We start from the raw sequence: 18844 nt of genomic DNA, 5'->3' as shown, positions 1-18844 counted from the left end.
AAGGGAGATATAAAAAATGAAATTAGAGGGAAAAGTAGCAGTAGTCACAGGTGCAGGAAGCGGAATTGGCAGGGCATGTGCTTTAAGATTCGCCGAGGAAGGAGCAAAAGTAGCAGCTTTTGATTTAAATGAAGATGGAGTAAAAGAAACAGTACAAGAAATCAAAGCATCCGGAAAAGAAGCCTTGGCTGTTAAAGTTAATGTTACGAATAAAAAGTCCGTTTTTGATGGAGCAAAATTGGTGGAGAAAACTTTTGGAGGTATTGATATCTGGGTTAATGCAGCTGGAGTTTCCAAAATTCTTCCTTTTATGGAGTGCACAGAGGAAATTTGGGACTTAACACTGGATGTTAATTTAAAAGGCCAGTTTTTCTGCTGTCAGGCAGCAGTTGCTCACATGCTTGGAAAAGGAGGGGCAATTATAAACTTCTCCTCCCAGTCGGGTAAAAAGGGTACAAACAATTATCAGGCGTATTGTGCCAGCAAATTTGGAGTAATTGGATTGACTCAGTCAGTTGCAATGGAATTTGCCAGAGAAAATATACGTTGCAATGATATTTGTCCGGGAGTTGTAAGGACACCAATGTGGGACAAGCAAACTGAAGATTATGCTAGGAAAAAACATATTTTAGCGGAAGAGGTAATGCCAAGATTTGAAAATAACATTCCATTGGGAAAATTGTGCAGTTTGAAAAATGCAACCGATTTAGTTATGTTTTTAGCAACGGATCAATCAGCATATATGACGGGACAATCATTAAATCTCACAGGTGGATCTTGTATGTACTAGAAAAAATCAGATATATTTTAGATAGGGACTCTATAGAATTTTCTATAGAGTCTTTACCTGTCAGATATCAATTATAATGAAGACAAATTATATAAAATCATGATGTAAATATTTCCATGCAAAAATTCAGGACTATATCAAGATTTGGAAATGTCGACAAAGTAATAATATGTGAGTAATATGATGTTAGAAAACAATATTGTTATTTATGTTGAGAGGAAAGTGGTATTTAATGAAAATCATAGGCATAATTTTTACTTTGGCCGGGTTGCTCGGATCTTTTATAACCGTGTGTTTAAATGCAGGTGCTGGATTGGCTGCAATAACAGGTTCATTTGCGGTGCTTCTTATCGGTATAAGCTTTTTACTTTCATATGTTAATTTTTTGAGCTTGAATAAAATGGAATTTTTGCATGACTGTGGAGATATTTACAAGCAGGATAAAGTAAAAAATATTCAGGTGTGACTTTGAATCTTTTAATTGCAGCCTTGGCTAAGTTCCAAGGTTTTTATTTTTTGAAATTTGGTGTTAACATTTACAAGAATTTTATTTATAATAGATTATAAAAATTATAAATAAAAAATGGAGATGACATAATGAAAATAAGTGGTGAATGCTGGCAGTGTGGATGCAAAAAAATGGATTATGGAGATTCAAGGTATTGTATATTTGATGATACTTCAGGTGCAGTCATAATAAAGGACGAGCCAGACAAATGTGTTTTTGTTGAAAAGGACAGTGAAGATTTTAAAAACATCTATGAGGAGTTCCAAAAAAATAATCCAGATTAGGAAGTTTAGTGCAATGTTTTATTAGAAATTAATTTAGAGAGGAATAATGTTTGCATTTTGAGCCATACTAATTTGTGTAAACTTATATAAAAGAAAGGTGGTTTTTAATTATGGATACTCCTAATATGAAAATAAAATGTAGTGTGGATTCATGTCATTATTGGAAGAGCAACTGTTGTAATGCCGATGCAGTTGAAGTAAACCCTATGTCTGGGAAAAATGCAAATACAAGTGATGATACATGTTGTAAGACTTTTAAACCCTGTAGATAGTTTCAACTGAGGTTAATGCAGTTTCAACCCAGCCTTTCTGGATTGGAACTGCATTTCTATTTAAATCATTCAAAAAACAGGAACTGCAAACATACAACAAAACCTAATTTTTAGACTCTGTTGTATGTTTTTGTTAGAATTCAAGAGACTCTGTGTTGTGGTATTGTATTTTGTGTCAAACAGTATTAGAATATAAATAAACATATAGGTAAACAGAGAGGGGCTGGGAACATGAAGATAACTGTAAATGGAAAAAACATAGCGGTAACTGATGCGCTGAAAGGTGCTGTAGACAAGAAACTTTCAAAACTTGAGAAATATTTCAAGCCGGATGTGGAAGCGCATGTTACGTTAGGTGTACAGAAAAATTCTCAGATCGTTGAAGTTACTATTCCCGTTGGAGGAGTTATACTTAGAGGTGAAGAAAGAAACAACGATATGTATGCTTCTATTGATCTGGTAGTTGATAAAATCGAAGGACAGATAAGGAAACAAAAAACAAAACTTCTTAAAAGAAAACGTTCTTCAGAATCATTAAGATTCCAGTTTATACCTGATCAGAGGGATGATGAAAAAGATGAAAATAAAATAGTTAGGACTAAAAAGTTTGCAATAAAGCCAATGTCGGCAGAAGAAGCAGTTCTTCAAATGGAACTTTTAGGACATAATTTTTTTGTTTATGAAGCTGCTGAAAGTGGAGAGGTAAATGTAGTTTATAAAAGAAAAGATGGAAATTATGGGCTTATAGAACCGGAGTTTTAAAATGCATATTTAAAGGGGAAGTAATATCTTCCTCTTTTTTTTTATGTAGAGGATAAATTTTAAGCTTAAGTAAACTATTTTCTAATTAGTTGAAGACCCTATAATTAGGTGATATAATTTATAAAGTATAAATATATATAAAAACACATGTGAGGATGAAAATAATGAAACTTTTTCGAAAAATATTTGGCTCATATAGCGACAGAGAGGTAAACAGGGTTGTTCCTTTGGTGGAAAAGATAGATAAATTTGATGAGACAATGCAGAAATTAAGTGATATGGATCTTAGAGCCAAAACTGATGAATTTAAAGAAAGATTGAGCAAAGGAGAGACTTTAGACGATATATTGCCTGAAGCTTTTGCAGTAGTTAGAGAGACCGCATCAAGAACCATAGGTCTTAAACATTATAAAGAACAGCTTATAGGTGGAGTTGTACTTCATCAGGGAAGAATAGCTGAGATGAAAACAGGTGAAGGTAAAACGTTGGTTGCAACGGCACCTGCGTATTTGAATGCACTTGAAGGAAAGGGAGTCCACATAGTTACAGTAAATGACTACCTTGCAAAGAGAGATAGAGATTCAATGGCTCCTGTTTATGAGTTTTTGGGACTCAAGGTTGGAGTTATACTCCATGATATGGATCAATCCCAGAGGCAGGAAGCCTACAATTGTGATATAACATACGGAACGAACAGTGAGTTTGGATTTGATTATCTGAGGGACAACATGGTTGTTTACAAAGAAGAAAGGGTCCAGAGAAAACTGCACTTTGCCATAGTCGATGAGGTTGACTCGATTTTGATAGATGAGGCGAGAACACCTCTTATAATTTCAGGAGAGGGAGAAAAATCAACTGAATTCTATAAAGTTGCAGATCACTTTGCAAAGACATTGAAAAAACAAAAAGATGTTGATGAGAAAATAGAAGATGAAAAAGACAAGGGAGATTTTACCGTAGATGAAAAGGCAAATGCAGTGCTACTTACAGCTCGGGGTATTGAAAAAGCTGAGCAGTTTTTCCATCTCGAAAATTATGCTGATCCGGAAAACATGGAACTTCAGCATCATGTAGTTCAGGCATTGAAAGCGAATTATATAATGAGATGCGACAAGGACTATATGGTTAGAGGCGGAGAAGTACTTATAGTAGATGAGTTTACAGGAAGAATGATGGAGGGAAGAAGATACAGCGATGGTCTTCATCAGGCAATAGAGGCAAAAGAGGGAGTAAAAGTAGAGAGAGAGTCCAAAACACTGGCTACAATAACATATCAGAATTATTTTAGAATATTTGATAAACTTTCAGGTATGACAGGTACTGCACAGACAGAGGAAAATGAATTCAGGGAGATATATGGCCTTGATGTAATTGTAATTCCTACTCACGAGCCTGTAATAAGGGAAGATCTTCCGGATCTTGTATATAAAACGGCAAAGGGCAAGTTTAATGCCATAGCAGATGAAATAAGTGAAACTTACAAGAAAGGTCAGCCGGTTCTTGTAGGAACAGTCAGCATAGAAAAGTCAGAACTTCTATCCGACATGCTGAAAAAGAGAGGAATTCCTCATCAGGTTTTGAATGCCAAGTATCATGAAAAGGAAGCAGAAATAATTTCACATGCCGGTGAAAAAAATTCAGTGACAATTGCAACAAACATGGCCGGCCGTGGTACCGACATAAAGCTCGGCAAAGGGGTCGTAGCCCTTGGAGGACTTAAAATAATAGGAACTGAAAGACATGAATCAAGGAGAATTGATAATCAGCTCAGAGGACGTTCAGGACGTCAGGGTGATCCGGGACAGTCAAGATTTTATGTTTCCCTTGAAGATGACCTTATGAGAATATTTGGTTCTGACAGACTTCAGGGCATGGTTGATAAACTGGGCCTTGCCGATGATGAGGCCATAGAAAGCAAACTTGTTACAAATGCAATAGAAAATGCCCAGAAGAAGGTTGAAGGAAACAACTTTGATATAAGAAAGACTCTTCTCCAATATGATGATGTAGTAAGTAAACAGAGGGAGATAATTTATAGACAGAGATCGGAAGTACTTGAAGGAATAGACCTCAAAGATCAGATTAAAAATATGTTTGAGAGCCTTGTTGAAGATATTGTGAAATCACATATATCTGAAGAAGAGGATGAATTTGATCAAGAGATAAAGAAGCTTATAAGCTATATGGAAGAGATATATGTTCCGGAAGGTGAAGTTAAATTTGATGATATAGCGGATCTTTCAGATGAAGAGATAATAGATAAATATGTTGAACTTGGAAACAGGATATACGATGAGAAGGAAGAAGAGTTCACGTCCGAACAGATGAGGGAGATAGAGAGGGTAATACTTCTCAAGGTAGTTGATACAAAATGGATGGATCATATAGATGACATGGAACATTTGAAGCGTGCCATAGGCCTTAAAGCCTACAGACAGCAGGAACCTGCCCAGGCATATCAGTTTGAGGGAAGTAAGATGTTTGACGAGATGATCTATAATATAAAAATGGATACTGTTAAATATCTTTTCCATGTCAAGATTGAAAGGGCGCCTGAAAGAGAAAGGGTTGCGAAAAATTTAAGCACCAATCAGGGCGATGCTGAACCTCAGAAGAGAACGCCTATAAGAAAAAAGAAGACTGTTGGCAGAAATGATCCATGTCCTTGCGGCAGCGGCAAGAAATACAAGAATTGCTGTGGAAAAAAAGCAGCGGATAATGATTAGGGAGTTGATTGCATGATAGTTGAATTGGAAGAAGTAATGTCTAGGATAAATTTATTGAAAAAATCTTTGGTTGAAGTAAAGGAGTCTCTTTGACCTGGATAATTGCAGACTGAAAATACAGGAACTTCAAATGAAAATGCAGGAGCAGGATTTTTGGGATGATCCTGAAAGTGCGCAGAAAATATGTGCAGAAGAAAAGATGGTTGAGGAAAAGATAAATTTTTATTCCAAACTGCATGAAAGAATAGAGGATGTGGAAATACTTTCTAAAATTTCGCTGGAAGAGGATGACACAACTTCTGTGAAGGATATACAAGATGAAGTGGATGACATAGAAAACTCTGTTGAAAAGTTCAAGATACAGATGCTGCTTTCAGGAAAATACGACAGAAACAATGCTATATTGAATTTACACGTAGGAGTAGGAGGTACAGATGCACAGGACTGGACCAGCATGCTTCTCAGGATGTATACAAGATGGGCGGAAAAATCCGGATATCAAGTAGAAGTCCTTGATATGCTTCCTGCAGAAGACGCAGGAATAAAAAGTGTGTCACTCAAGGTAACAGGTGAGTTTGCCTATGGATATCTAAAGGCGGAAAAAGGAATACACAGGCTTGTGAGAATATCTCCATTTAATGCGAATGGAAAGAGACAGACTTCCTTTGCATCGGCTGAAGTTCTTCCCGAACTTACAAAAGACCAGGACATAAAAATAAGACCCGAGGATCTGAAAGTAGATACATACAGGTCCAGCGGAGCGGGGGGACAGCATGTCAACAAGACTGAATCTGCGGTTAGAATAACTCATGTTCCTACAGGTATAGTAGTCCAATGCCAAAATGAGAGAAGTCAGCATCAAAACAGGGAGACTGCGCTTCTCATGTTAAAATCAAAGCTTGTAGAACTTAAGGAAAGAGCCCATAAGGAAAAGGTGGAAGACCTTACAGGAGAACTTAAGGATATGGGCTGGGGAAGTCAGATAAGGTCTTATGTATTTCATCCATATAATATGGTAAAAGACCATAGAACCGGAGAGGAAAATACAAATGTAGATTCCGTAATGGACGGTAATATAGATAATTTTATAATTGCATACCTGAAAGGTAAAGTAAAATAATATGTGAAAAAAACGAAACGCAGATTTAAAATCTCCGTTTCGTTTTTTAAGTGCGCTTTAATTTACAAAATTTTATATATAAAAAACTTAATATTAAAAGAGAAATAGAAGAAATTAAGCAGATTTCCCTGCAGTAAATTAAAAGTGGAGAATTGTAAAAGGCAAAGTCGAGTATTTCAGTTGAGACTATGTCAAATGACCTGTCTATGGATTTTGTATTTATAAAAAGTGATTTATCATAAGGAGTGTGAATTCTCGAAGTATCCGCATCAGACAAGGTAACGGCATCTATTCCATAAGCTCTAAAATACTCGTGATCACTTGAATTTTGAAATTCATATTTAAAATTCGTGCCCTTTTGTGTGCATATGTCGGCAATCTCATTTACAAATAGGTAGTCTTTATTGTCCCACTTTCCAGACATAATAGAAACAGGGACATTTTTATTACTGCCTATCATGTCAAAATTTATAACTTTTGCACCTTTTAAATAATTTTTATATTTACGTGCAAAGTTCTTTGAACCAAGGCACCCGAATTCTTCGGCATTGAAAGAGGCGATTATTATGTCTCGTTTAGGCTGGCCGAGAGATTTTATATATTTTACAAGGCCAAGCAGGAAGGAAGTTCCCGAAGCATTGTCCAGGGCACCGTCATAAACTGTACCGGCAGCATCACTGCCAAGGTGATCAAAGTGAGCACTTAGGACAAGCGGTGGAAGGGAAGGGTCCTCGCCTTTTATGCGTCCTACTACATTGTATATGGATGTAAAGCTGTTTTTAAAAGGTATAAAACAATTTACGATATACCCGGATTTAATATATTTATTTATATCCTGTGCAGTTTTTTTGGTTATCATTATATACATTGACTGGGGTGAGTTTGCAATAAATGAACTTCTGAAGTTTAGATTGTCCTCAGGAGGATTGTAGAATAAAAATTCATTGCTTCCCTTTTTTACTTGAAAAGAATTGTCCCTCCATAGTGAAATATTATTTTTGCTGAAAGATACCGAATTTTCCCTGAAATTAAGCATGTCTTCTTTATAGTCTCTTCCATAGGTATATTCTTTTATTGGGGAACCATTTCTGTCTTTTATTGAAAGTATAGGTTCACCCTCTGTTCTCTTGGGATAGAGTACATTGAATTTTTCAAGATAATTTTTGCTATAGGGTACAAGACCTTCTTCCTTGAAAGAGTTTTTTATAAAGTCTGCTGTTTCATAATTTTCTAGTGTGCCTGCGAGTCTTCCGTTAAATTTGTCCGAGGACAGATAGGACGCTGTATTTTTGATATCCTGCATATTTGGAGGTGATGTCGAACATAGGTTATCGAAACTCAATGAACTTAAAAGACAAAGCTGGATTATGATTATATAAAACACCGTTTTTCTCATTTACGATTGTGCTCCCGAAATAATGGTTTATACATAAATATATATTAATTTGCAAAAGTGCATATAACTGTTGTAATATATTTTTAGTTGATTATTTATAACTGGGAGGAAGATATGACAGATATAGTAAAAACTTTATCATTGGAATTGGGAGTTAATGAAAAGTACATAAACAATGTAATTGAATTGATAGATTCCGGCAATACACTGCCGTTTATAGCAAGATACAGAAAGGAACTTACTGGAAGTATGAGTGATGTAACACTTAGAAAACTTTCAGAGAGGCTTTCCTATCTTAGAAATCTTCAAACTAGAAAAGATGATGTAACGAGGATAATAGATGAACAGGGAAAGCTCACAAGTGAGCTTAAGGCATCTATAGAAAAATCTGTTACACTTACTGAAGTTGAAGATATATATAGACCATACAAACCAAAGAAGAGAACTAGGGCCACTATAGCGCAGGAAAAGGGTCTGAAACCGCTTTCCGAGGCTATTTTTGATGGAAAGTTCGATGGTGACATAAGCATGTTTGCAGAGAAGTTTGTAAATCCGGAAAAAGGGGTTGAATCCGGGGAAGATGCATTAAATGGTGCCATGGATATAATAAGTGAGGTAATATCCGACAATGCACAATATAGAAAGTGGATAAGAAAATTTGTACATGACAACGGGATTATTGAAACTTCAGGTGAAAGCAAGGAACCTACCCCTTATGAAATGTATTATGATTATCGTGAAAATGTAAAATCCATTCCACCTCATAGAGTACTGGCTATAAACAGGGGAGAGAATGACAAGATTCTGTCGGTAAAAGTGAAGTGCAACATGGATACAATTTCAGATTATTTAAAGAACAGGTGCAGGAAAAATAACAGAATTACAGATGTTTATATAGAAAAAAGCGTCGATGATTCACTAAAGAGACTTATATACCCTTCAATAGAAAGGGAAATAAGATCAGAACTTACCTGCATGGGTGAAGAAGGCGCCATAAAAATATTCAAGGCGAATTTGAAGGCACTCCTTATGCAGCCGCCTATAAAAGGAAAAAATGTAATGGGATATGATCCGGGTTTTAGAAATGGATGTAAAATAGCAGTACTTGATGATACGGGAAAACTTTTGGGAACGGAAATAGTTTATCCCACAGCACCGCAGAACGATGTGGATGGAACTGTAAGAAAACTTAAAGACATGGTATACAAATACAATGTGGATGTGGTTTCACTTGGAAATGGTACGGCAAGCCGAGAATCAGAAGAAGTCATATCGAAGATTATAAAAGAGGTAAAAGAAGAAAAAGGCATGGATCTTTATTATGTAATAGTGTCCGAAGCAGGAGCATCGGTATATTCCGCATCGGAGCTTGCGGCAAAAGATTATCCGGATGTGAATGTCTCTCTTAGGGGAGCCATATCCATAGGAAGAAGACTTCAGGATCCGCTTGCAGAACTTGTTAAGATAGATCCTAAATCAATAGGTGTTGGACAGTACCAGCATGATGTAACCCAGAAAAAGCTGGATGAATCATTGAAAGGCGTGGTTGAAGATTGTGTCAACAGCGTGGGGGTGGATCTAAACATAGCAACGCCATCGCTTCTTTCCTATGTATCAGGAATAAATACATCAATAGCAGGCAATATAGTAGAATACAGAGAACAAAATGGAAAGTTTAAAAACAGAAAAGAGCTTATGAAGGTAAAAAGACTTGGAGGGAAAGCATTTGAGCAGTGTGCAGGTTTTTTGAGGGTTATGGAGAGCAGTGAGCCTCTTGACAATACATCGGTTCACCCTGAGTCATATGATGCGGCAAGACAGCTTCTTGACTGTATAGGATATACTATAGAGGATTTGAAACAATCAAAACTTTCCGACATAGATGGAAGAATTGAGAGAGTGGGTATAGAAGGTCTGGCCGAAAAACTTGATTGTGGAGTTCCGACCTTAAAAGATATAATAAGTGAAATAAAAAAACCGGGGAGAGATCCTAGAGAAGAGATGCCGAAACCTGTTCTAAAGACAGGAATAGTTGATATGAAGCAATTGAAACCTGGAATGTCACTTACTGGAACAGTTAGAAATGTAGCTGATTTTGGTGCTTTTGTAGATATAGGGGTTCATCAGGATGGACTTGTACACATAAGCCAGATGTCGGATAAGTTTATAAAACATCCTCTTGATGTTGTAAAAGTCGGTGATGTAATAAATGTTACAGTTCTTGAAGTAGATGAAAAAAGAAAAAGAATTTCACTTAGCATGAAACAGAAAAATTATTGATTATATACTAAAAAAGTATTATAATAAAATCATAAATTAAAAGATAATCTTCAGGGCGGGGTGAGATTCCCCACCGGCGGTATAGCCCGCGAGCCATGTTATGTGGTATGATTCGGTGAGATTCCGAGGCCGACAGTATAGTCTGGATGGGAGAAGTATAAAGTATGATTTTAGGTAGCCCTGACTTTATGTCAGAGCTTTTTTATTGTACTTCAACCTCTTAAGGTATTATCATAGGAGATTATACTTCAAAATAGGAGGCATGATTATGAAAGATGTAAAATTAAACAGATTGGTTAAAATATCACTTTTAAGCGTAATTGCTACGGTTCTAATGTTCTTTGAGTTCGCACTGCCGATTTTCCCATCATTTATGAAAATAGATATAAGCGATCTTCCTGCTTTGATTGGAACTTTTGCATTCGGTCCGCTTTCAGGAATAATTATAGAATTTTTGAAAAACTTGCTTCACGGAATATTTGCAAGTCAGACGGCATTTGTGGGAGAACTTGCAAACTTTATAGTAGGTTCGGTTTTTGTAGTTACGGTGGGAGTTATTTATAAACTTCGAAAATCAAAGACCACTGCAGTTTTAAGTTTGATAGCGGGTACAATTATGATGACTGCTGCAGCGTGTGTATCAAACTATTTTATACTTCTTCCGCTTTACGAGAAGGCATTTAATTTTCCTATAAGCCAGATGGTTGAAATAGCTTCAAAGCTAAATGGGAATGTAACGGGAGTAAAAACGTTGCTCTTTTGGTCAATTGCACCTTTTAATTTGCTTAAAGGAGTGATACTTACAGGGCTTACACTCTTATTGTATAAAAGTGTTGCACCTATGCTTAAGAGGGAACATAGAAATGGAAAACAAGCTGCATAGCTTTTGCGAAAAAATTGTTCATCTGAAAAATTCAGTACTTTGTTTTATGAAGTACTGAATTTTTGTTTATGAAATCTAATTTGTGTACGATAAATAAGTATGCTTTGTTCGCAAAAAAAGTATTTTGTGTAAAGGGTGGTTGATGTGGCAGGTATATGGAATATAAACAGTGCCTATAATGTTGAAAATAAAAGAGTATCCACAAAACTTTCATTTGAAATCGGAGAAAAATTTCTAGCAAGAGTGGTAGAACTCAACAAAGATTCAGGCAGTTTGCTTTTAAGACTTCTTGACGGCTGGCAATTTTCAGCCAGTATAGACAATCCGGGAGAAATATCCCTTAGCGATCTTTTAAAGTTTAAAGTTGAAGGTTTTGAAGATGGAAAACTCAAGTTGAGTATTGTGGTTGGAGATGAAAAATCATCCCAGAATATAAATGATGCTGTAGAGTTGTTTATAAAGGAAAATTCAGCAAACTTGACCGACAAGGATTATGACATTATAAGGAATATGGTAAAGCACAATATTCCACTTACAAAAGAGAACATTTCAAATATAAAAACACTTGTTGAATTTTCACAGAAGTTACAGGCGGATGATGGTGAAAAAAATAATTTTATACAAAAATATTTATCAAGCAAAAATATAAATCCTGAAAGCATTGAGGGAAAGGATATTTCACGAACTCTTGGAAAATTTTTTGACGATTTTTCTAAACTTGATACTAAAGATGTATTTACTTTTATTGAGAACAATATAGATTTCAACACAGAAAATATAGAAAGTTTCAATAAAGTGTTCAAGAAGCCTTCGGCTATATATGGTGAAATATCGAATTTGGAGAAAGCTATTGGCAAGTTTGAAATTGAACAGGGGTTTAAGGAAATAGCTTCGGTAAAGCAGGAAGAAGTAAAGGGAGATAATTCAGGGCCTGTAAATAGTAAGAACGGTGTTGAAAATGTGACTGCAAATTTAGGTGAAGAAGAAATTAAAGTACAGGACAAGATTCAGACAAGTAAAGATGATAAATTACAAACAAGTGAAAAAAAAGATTCATTAAGCAGCGAAAAAATATCTAAAGATCAAATCGAATCAAAGATTGAATCAAAGTCTCAATCAAAAGTTGAGCTGAAAGTTGAATCTGATGACTATGAGCCAAAACAGCAGATATCCTCGGCAAAAGAAAATACCAAGTTTGACAAGGCAGCATCTATAATAAAGAATATGATCAGTGAATATGGAATGAAGGACAATTCAAAAGATATGTCCGGGGATTTTATAAAGGACATGGCAAACAATATAAAAAAACAGGTGAATTTGAAAACCAAAGAGATGGCGGATACCATACAGCGGATTATCAGTGACATTGATAATACCAGTGATTCAGGTCATGTTAAAAATACCAATCTTGCATCTGTGTTAAAAAATAATATGAATGATTTCAAGGTATTCAATACAGTTTCAAATTCATATTATTACATGGATTTGCCTTTTAAACTTCAGGATAGTGATTATGGGTGCAAGCTTATTATAAAGGACGATAGAAAAAGGGGAAAAAAAATTGACAGCAAAAATGTAAAGATAGCTGCGTCTGTAAACACGCAAAATCTTGGAACTGTAGATGCCTATCTGACAGTGAACAACAATAACATGCATGTAAATATCAAAAGTTATAAATCCTTTGTAGGAATTTTAGAAAATTACAGCAAAAAAATACTGGAGAGCCTGTCGGAGTTAGGATATAATATAGATGTCGATTTTGATGAAAAAGAAGAAGAGATGAGTATATCCACATGCAGGGACTTTTTTCAAAATTCCAATATGGGAACAATAAATACTAGAGCGTAATGTGAGGTATTGATTATGTATAAGAAAAAGGCAGCAGCTTTGAAATATGATGATGGGTATGAAGCACCTATAGTAAGTGCCGCTGGTGTGGGACAGATAGCTGACAATATATTGGAGAAGGCATCGGAGGCAAATGTACCGGTGGTTTATGACAAGGAGCTTGCAGACCTTTTAGTAAACATAGACGTAGGTGACAGCATACCTTTTGAACTATATGATGCAGTCGCCAGAGTAATAGCCTATATAGTAGGTGTAGATGACAAGATGAACAAAAAGTAGTTAGTTGTATAGAAGGTGATTAAGTGGCATTATTTGCTATATCTGATTTGCACCTGGATGCAAGTGGGGGCAAACCGATGGATGTGTTTGGAGCAGATTGGTTTCAGCACGATACAAGAATAAGAAAAAACTGGACTGATAAAATATGCGATGAGGATACAGTGATTATATCCGGTGATATATCTTGGGCCATGCATATGACGGGTGGATTGGATGATCTTGAGTGGATTCACGGTCTTCCTGGAAGGAAGATACTTGTAAAAGGTAATCATGATTACTGGTGGACGGGAATAAAAAAACTAAATGGACTTTATCCCGATATGGATTTTATACAGAATAACTTTTTTACATATGGAGATTATGCGCTGTGTGGTACGAGAGGATGGAATTGCCCACAAAGTGAGAATTTTACTCCGCATGATGAGAAAATTTATAAAAGAGAAGCGCTCAGACTTAAAAATTCTTTGGATGCAGCAAGAAAAGCCGGCTATGAGAAGATCATTGTGTCAATGCATTATCCGCCAATAGGCGAGAAATTTATGAGTTCCGAGTTCACACATATATTTGAGGAATATGCTGTTGAAAAAGTTATATACGGGCATATTCACGGAGAGGCTATTTCAAAAGCGGTTGTAGGTAAAATCGATAATGTCGAATATATACTTACATCAGCGGATTATTTGAAATTTGATCCTATAAAAATACTGTGATTTTTATAAAAACTGGGGAAACAAGTTCTTTGAAAAGGCTTGTTTCCCTAAAATCATTATCTACAGCCGCTTTATAATATCCTTTTGGGTTCGGGCCAGATCTTTTATTTTTTCAGAACCCATTTTTGATGTTATGACTCTGCTGAACCATATTGTGGATCCTTCTGGATTTCCACAACGTCTTGTAAGTTCACCTATGAGATACATGGTAGTATAGTTGTCCATACCGCATATTGGAAAATTTTCATTGTAATATGCAGAAGAAAAATTATCAAGTGATTTTTTTAGAAAAGTTTGTTCGTTTTCTGAATCATTTTTGAGTCTGTACATCCATGCGATTTTTAGATAGCTGATTGCTTTTTTACTGCTTCTTGAATTGATTACATAGTAATTTAAAAGGGCCATTTTATATCTTTGAATTGCAATATTTATATCATATACTTCAGGATAATTTTTAGACTGCCATTTAGATGAGATTTTTTTCTTTATTGTTTGGGCATCATACTCACTTAAATTTTCAAAGTCTGTTTTTATTGCAGCATAGCCGCAGTTGTCACATAACCATACATCATAAAAGTAAGGACTGATTCTGGAGTATCTTATGAAGAAATCCGAGTCCTTCTCGAGTATTCTGTAAGAACCTTTTTTTATAGCCTTTGCTTTGAATTGTGTTCCACATACTGGGCATACTAAGTTTTTATTATATAACATAGATATCTGCTCTTCAGGGTTAAATAAAATTATATTGTCTTCTTTTTTAGACATCTAGGATTCCACCTTTATTATAAATAATAGTATAATTTAATTATAGCAAAAAAAATATAAATTTAACATAACTTTGATTTTGATTTACCATAAAGAGTGCAATATAGGATATGTTATCATGGGAGTGAAAAATATGGCAATAGGAGAATGGAAAACATTTTTGATACCGTATCAGCAGGCGGTTGAAGAATTGAAAGTAAAGATAAAGAGCATAAGACGGGAGTATAGGCGAAGAAATGAGTACTCACCCATAGAGTTTGTAACTGGAAGGGTGAAGGAGGTTTCAAGCATACTTGAAAAGGCACATAAATTCAACATGCCATTTTACAGAATAAAATATGAAATGGAGGACATTGCAGGGATAAGGGTTATGTGCCAGTTTGTGGATGACATAGGAAGAGTTGTTGAAATACTTAGGAATAGGAAAGACATGAGCATAGTATATGAAAAAGACTATGTGACAAATGTTAAACGCAGTGGATATAGAAGTTATCATGTTATAATAAAATACCCTATAAATATGGCAGAAGGACAGCAGGAAATACTTGCGGAAATTCAGATAAGAACTCTTGCAATGAATTTTTGGGCAACCATAGAACACTCTCTTAATTATAAATATAAGCATGAGATACCTGCATTTATAAAAGATAAACTGAAGAGTACAGCAGATTTGACGTTTAAGCTTGATGAACAAATGCTTGGGATAAAAGACGAAATAAAAGATGCTCAAAAATTATTCGAGGTAAAATCAAGCCTTGTATCAGATATAATGAACAATACAATTACTTTATCTTCCATGGGGAAATTTTCAGATTCCACAAGATATCAGAAAAAATTGAGCAAGCTTCTTGAGGAAGGTGAGATTTATGAACTTGTGGATCTTCTTGAAGAAACTGAAAAAATAATAAAAATGTATAATTAATAAAACAAGCCGTCAGGGTATGTATTTATAGCTCTGACGGCTTATTATGATCTATTTTGCAACTATGTTTACGAGACGGCCTTTTACTACTATAACTTTTTTAATTGATTTTCCTGAAACTGCAGTTTTTATAGTTTCCTCTGCAAGGGCCTCTGTCTTGATGTCATCTTCAGACATGTCACTAGGAATATTTATCTTGCATTTGATTTTACCATTTACCTGCAATGCAATTTCAATGCTTGATTTTACTAGTGCGTTTTTGTGGAATTCAGGCCACTTGTTATTGAATATAGAATAATCAAAACCGAGTGATTCCCATTGTTCTTCTGAAAAATGTGGAGCGAAAGGTGCAAGTATCTTTAAAAAGTCAATTATAGTGTCCTTCAGCAAAGATGTATTTATTGTAGTATTCTTCAGATACTTCGAAAGTGCATTTGTAAATTCCATTATTCTTGCTATGGATGTGTTGAATTGAAATTTGTTTGTGTCCTCTGAAACTGATTTTATTGAAAAATTTCTCACATAGTTCAATTCTTTTTCCGGTTCATCCATGGAATCTTTACTGTTTTTACCACTTTGAACAATATCTTTCGACTTCTCAATTAATCTTTCTACTCTGTCTACAAATTTGCTCATGGATTTAATTCCGTCATCGCTCCATGCACCACCTTCGGAGTAGTCAAATCCGAACATGAGATACATTCTGAATACATCAGCACCGTATTTTTCTATGCAATCATCCGGGGATACTGTATTGCCTTTTGATTTACTCATTTTCTGACCATCCGGACCGAGTATTATACCTTGATGTCTTAAAGATAGAAAAGGTTCGTCAAAGTTAAGGAAGCCCATGTCCCTTAAGGCTTTTGTTATAAATCTGGCATATAAAAGGTGCATGCAGGCATGTTCTCTGCCTCCGACATACATGTCGACAGGAAGCATTTTATCTATTTTTTCCTTGTTAAATGCTTCGCTGTTGTTTTTATTGTCAACGTACCTTAAATAATACCATGAAGAACATACGAAGGTATCGAGAGTATCCGCTTCACGTTTTGCAGGTCCGCCGCAGTGTGGGCATGTTGTGTTCATGAATTCCTCCGACTTTAAAAGAGGCGATTTTCCATCAGGAGAAAATTCAACATTGTATGGAAGCTCTACAGGAAGTTTATCTTCCGGAACAGGTACCACGCCGCACTTTTCACAGTAAACTACAGGGATTGGAGTACCCCAGTATCTTTGTCTCGATACAAGCCAGTCTCTAAGTCTGTAATTTACTTTGCCGGAGCCAAGAGCAATACTTTCAAGTTTTTCAGTTATTGCTTTTTTGCCCTTATTTGTTGTCAAACCGTCGAATTCACCGCTGTTTATCATCTTGCCGTGTTTTACGTATGGAAGGGAGTCTCCTCCTTCGATTACTCTTTCAATAGGAAGATTATATTTTGTTGCAAAATCGAAATCTCTTTCATCATGTGCAGGAACAGCCATTACTGAACCTGTACCGTATGTATTCAATACATAATCACCGACCCATATAGGCACTTTTCTGCCGTTTATAGGGTTTATTGCATAAGAACCCGTGAATACACCGGTTTTTTCCCTTGTGATAGACTGCCTTTCGATTTCACTTTGCTTTTTGGCAGACTCTTTGTATTCCTCAATCTGTGTTTTATATGCAGCTTTTGTTAACTTGTCTACCAGAGTATTTTCAGGTGAAAGTACTACGTAGGTAACTCCGAACAATGTATCTACCCTTGTTGTAAAAACGCTGAATTCCAAATCGGAATCTGCTACCTTGAAGGTTACATTTGTACCTGTTGATTTGCCTATCCAGTGTTTTTGCATTGCTTTTGTAGTTTCAGGCCAGTCAAGATTGTCTAGGTCTTTAAGAAGTTCTTCAGCGTAGTCCGTTATTTTAAAGAACCATTGTGTAAGATCTTTCTTTGTTACCTCTGTTCCGCATCTTTCACAGCAGCCTTCCTGAACCTGTTCATTTGCAAGTACGGTTTTGCAGCTTGGGCACCAGTTTACAGGTGCATTTTTTCTGTATGCCAGACCGTGTTTGTATAGCTCGAGAAACAGCCACTGATTCCATTTATAGTAGTCGGGACGGCAGGTTATTACTTCATTTTCCCAATTGAACATTGCACCCATGGATTTAAGCTGTTTTTCCATTGTTTCTATATTTTTTTCAGTTGAATCACTTGGATGTATTCCTGTTTTTATAGCGTAATTTTCAGCAGGAAGTCCAAATGAGTCAAAGCCCATTGGCTGAAATACATTATATCCCTGCATTCTTTTAAGTCGTGCCCAGGAGTCTACGGGAGCGTAATTGAACCAGTGACCTGCATGAAGTCTGCTGCCGGAAGGGTAGGAAAACATCTCCAGTGTATAAAGTTTTTTATCAAGATTTGTATCATCAAATTTATAGAGTTTTGTTTTTTCCCACTTGTCTTGCCACTTCTTATCAATCTTGGTACTATACATAAAATCTCTCCTTTGTTTATATTGATTTGCTGTAGTGTGACAGGTATTATAAGGTATAATTACAAATAGAATTAATATTGTAGGGATAATATAAAAAACTTTCCATCTCTAAAAAGAGACGAAAAGTTTGATTCCCGCGGTACCACTCTAGTTAAATCAACAAAATGATTTCCCTTAAAATATAACGGATTTTACCACCGTACCTGCTTTTTATCAGATAAGCTCCTAAGGTGAGTTCATATTTTAAAATCAACACTGTCTTTCACCTGGCAACAGCTCTCTTTAGTGATATAAATATTACTATTCCTTATTCAAAGCCAATTATTAACTTATCTCAAATTTTATAATATATATAAACATTTTGTCAAGAACAATTTAAAAAAAGAACTCTAAAAGAGTTCTTTGGCTGCCCATGCTGGATTCGAACCAACAGATGCCTGTTCCAGAGACAGGTGCCTTACCATTTGGCGAATGGGCATTACTGCAATCGACATAAAATATTATATCATTTTAAGATAATATGTCAATAGCAAATGCAAAATTTAATAAATATTTTATGAACGAAAGATGATAATGTCTTAGTATACCAAAGTTGATTATGTCCCAAAAAGCAAATTTATAATATAATAAACCTCATGACAAAGAAATGAGGTGGACATGATTAGAAAGGTATATTTAAAAATGAATGAAGAATTAAAATATAAAGTTATTAAGAAGTTAATAGATAGTAATGGTAACAAGCAGAGAGCTGCAATTGAGTTAGGCTGCACTGTTAGACATATAAACAGAATGATTAAGGGATATAAGGAAAAAGG

The 18844-nt window shown here is 35.5% G+C and carries 16 protein-coding genes, 1 tRNA gene, 1 riboswitch and 1 other annotated feature; of the genes, 13 read left to right on the top strand and 4 right to left on the bottom strand.

The features are described from left to right. Positions 1-16 precede the first annotated feature (16 nt). From AC4CVH_RS10475 to prfB, 7 genes are all read left to right on the top strand, one after another. Entirely contained in the window at positions 17-790 is a 774-nt protein-coding gene (locus tag AC4CVH_RS10475) for an SDR family NAD(P)-dependent oxidoreductase (RefSeq protein ID WP_490787709.1), read from the top strand. A 232-nt stretch (positions 791-1022) separates the two neighbouring features. Next, on the top strand, positions 1023-1256 hold the full coding sequence (locus tag AC4CVH_RS10470; protein ID WP_490787708.1) for a hypothetical protein: 234 nt from the start codon (positions 1023-1025) through the stop codon (positions 1254-1256). Positions 1257-1387: 131 nt separating this feature from the next. Next, complete coding sequence (locus tag AC4CVH_RS10465; RefSeq protein WP_490787707.1) at positions 1388-1582, top strand: hypothetical protein; 195 nt, start codon at positions 1388-1390, stop codon at positions 1580-1582. 110 nt (positions 1583-1692) lie between these two features. Beyond that, on the top strand, positions 1693-1854 hold the full coding sequence (locus AC4CVH_RS10460) for a DUF1540 domain-containing protein (protein WP_490787706.1): 162 nt from the start codon (positions 1693-1695) through the stop codon (positions 1852-1854). Positions 1855-2085: 231 nt separating this feature from the next. Continuing rightward, on the top strand, positions 2086-2616 hold the full coding sequence (gene hpf / locus AC4CVH_RS10455; protein ID WP_490787705.1) for a ribosome hibernation-promoting factor, HPF/YfiA family: 531 nt from the start codon (positions 2086-2088) through the stop codon (positions 2614-2616). A gap of 164 nt (positions 2617-2780) precedes the next feature. Beyond that, entirely contained in the window at positions 2781-5342 is a 2562-nt protein-coding gene (secA, locus tag AC4CVH_RS10450) for a preprotein translocase subunit SecA (RefSeq protein ID WP_490787704.1), read from the top strand. A 12-nt stretch (positions 5343-5354) separates the two neighbouring features. Continuing rightward, positions 5355-6462, top strand: a protein-coding gene (prfB, locus tag AC4CVH_RS10445; protein WP_490787703.1) for a peptide chain release factor 2 whose coding sequence is annotated in 2 segments (ribosomal slippage) — positions 5355-5432 and positions 5434-6462 — 1107 coding nt in all. Because the reading frame shifts where the segments join, the coding sequence is not laid out codon by codon here. 46 nt (positions 6463-6508) lie between these two features. On the opposite strand, the gene AC4CVH_RS10440 is transcribed toward prfB, so the two are convergent. Further along, positions 6509-7858, bottom strand: a complete 1350-nt coding sequence (locus tag AC4CVH_RS10440; RefSeq protein WP_490787702.1) for a M28 family metallopeptidase — start codon at positions 7856-7858, stop codon at positions 6509-6511. Positions 7859-7972: 114 nt separating this feature from the next. On the opposite strand from AC4CVH_RS10440, the gene AC4CVH_RS10435 reads away from it, so the two are divergent. The 5 genes from AC4CVH_RS10435 to AC4CVH_RS10415 all read left to right on the top strand — a co-directional run bounded on the left by AC4CVH_RS10435 (position 7973) and on the right by AC4CVH_RS10415 (position 13858). Further along, positions 7973-10138, top strand: a complete 2166-nt coding sequence (locus AC4CVH_RS10435) for a Tex family protein (RefSeq protein WP_490787701.1) — start codon at positions 7973-7975, stop codon at positions 10136-10138. A 42-nt stretch (positions 10139-10180) separates the two neighbouring features. After that, a riboswitch (FMN riboswitch) is annotated at positions 10181-10300 on the top strand. Between the two features lie 106 nt (positions 10301-10406). Then, positions 10407-11021, top strand: a complete 615-nt coding sequence (locus AC4CVH_RS10430; protein ID WP_490787700.1) for an ECF transporter S component — start codon at positions 10407-10409, stop codon at positions 11019-11021. A gap of 144 nt (positions 11022-11165) precedes the next feature. Further along, the gene (locus AC4CVH_RS10425; RefSeq protein WP_490787699.1) at positions 11166-12869 is read left to right on the top strand and encodes a hypothetical protein; all 1704 of its coding nucleotides are present in this window, start codon (positions 11166-11168) and stop codon (positions 12867-12869) included. A gap of 12 nt (positions 12870-12881) precedes the next feature. Further along, positions 12882-13148, top strand: a complete 267-nt coding sequence (locus tag AC4CVH_RS10420; protein WP_490787820.1) for an EscU/YscU/HrcU family type III secretion system export apparatus switch protein — start codon at positions 12882-12884, stop codon at positions 13146-13148. Positions 13149-13171: 23 nt separating this feature from the next. Beyond that, the gene (locus AC4CVH_RS10415; protein WP_490787698.1) at positions 13172-13858 is read left to right on the top strand and encodes a metallophosphoesterase; all 687 of its coding nucleotides are present in this window, start codon (positions 13172-13174) and stop codon (positions 13856-13858) included. A gap of 60 nt (positions 13859-13918) precedes the next feature. Here AC4CVH_RS10415 and AC4CVH_RS10410 read toward each other — a convergent pair whose 3' ends face one another. Further along, positions 13919-14623 (bottom strand): DUF2225 domain-containing protein, encoded by a 705-nt coding sequence (locus AC4CVH_RS10410; RefSeq protein WP_490787697.1) that lies wholly within the window; start codon positions 14621-14623, stop codon positions 13919-13921. A gap of 133 nt (positions 14624-14756) precedes the next feature. Here AC4CVH_RS10410 and AC4CVH_RS10405 point away from each other — a divergent pair, with 133 nt between their 5' ends. Beyond that, positions 14757-15545 carry a GTP pyrophosphokinase gene (locus tag AC4CVH_RS10405; protein WP_490787696.1) on the top strand — a complete coding sequence of 263 codons (789 nt, stop codon included), beginning with the start codon at positions 14757-14759 and terminating at the stop codon, positions 15543-15545. A gap of 51 nt (positions 15546-15596) precedes the next feature. Here AC4CVH_RS10405 and leuS read toward each other — a convergent pair whose 3' ends face one another. Both leuS and AC4CVH_RS10395 read right to left on the bottom strand, forming a co-directional pair. Further along, positions 15597-18029, bottom strand: coding sequence for a leucine--tRNA ligase (gene leuS, locus AC4CVH_RS10400; RefSeq protein ID WP_490787695.1), 2433 nt, complete (start codon positions 18027-18029; stop codon positions 15597-15599). Between the two features lie 111 nt (positions 18030-18140). Further along, positions 18141-18353, bottom strand: a binding site (T-box leader). A gap of 79 nt (positions 18354-18432) precedes the next feature. Continuing rightward, positions 18433-18507, bottom strand: a tRNA-Gln gene (locus AC4CVH_RS10395). Positions 18508-18844 lie beyond the last annotated feature (337 nt).

This window comes from Clostridium pabulibutyricum (assembly GCF_058242705.1).
This window is presented reverse-complemented; position numbering and strand designations above follow the sequence as displayed.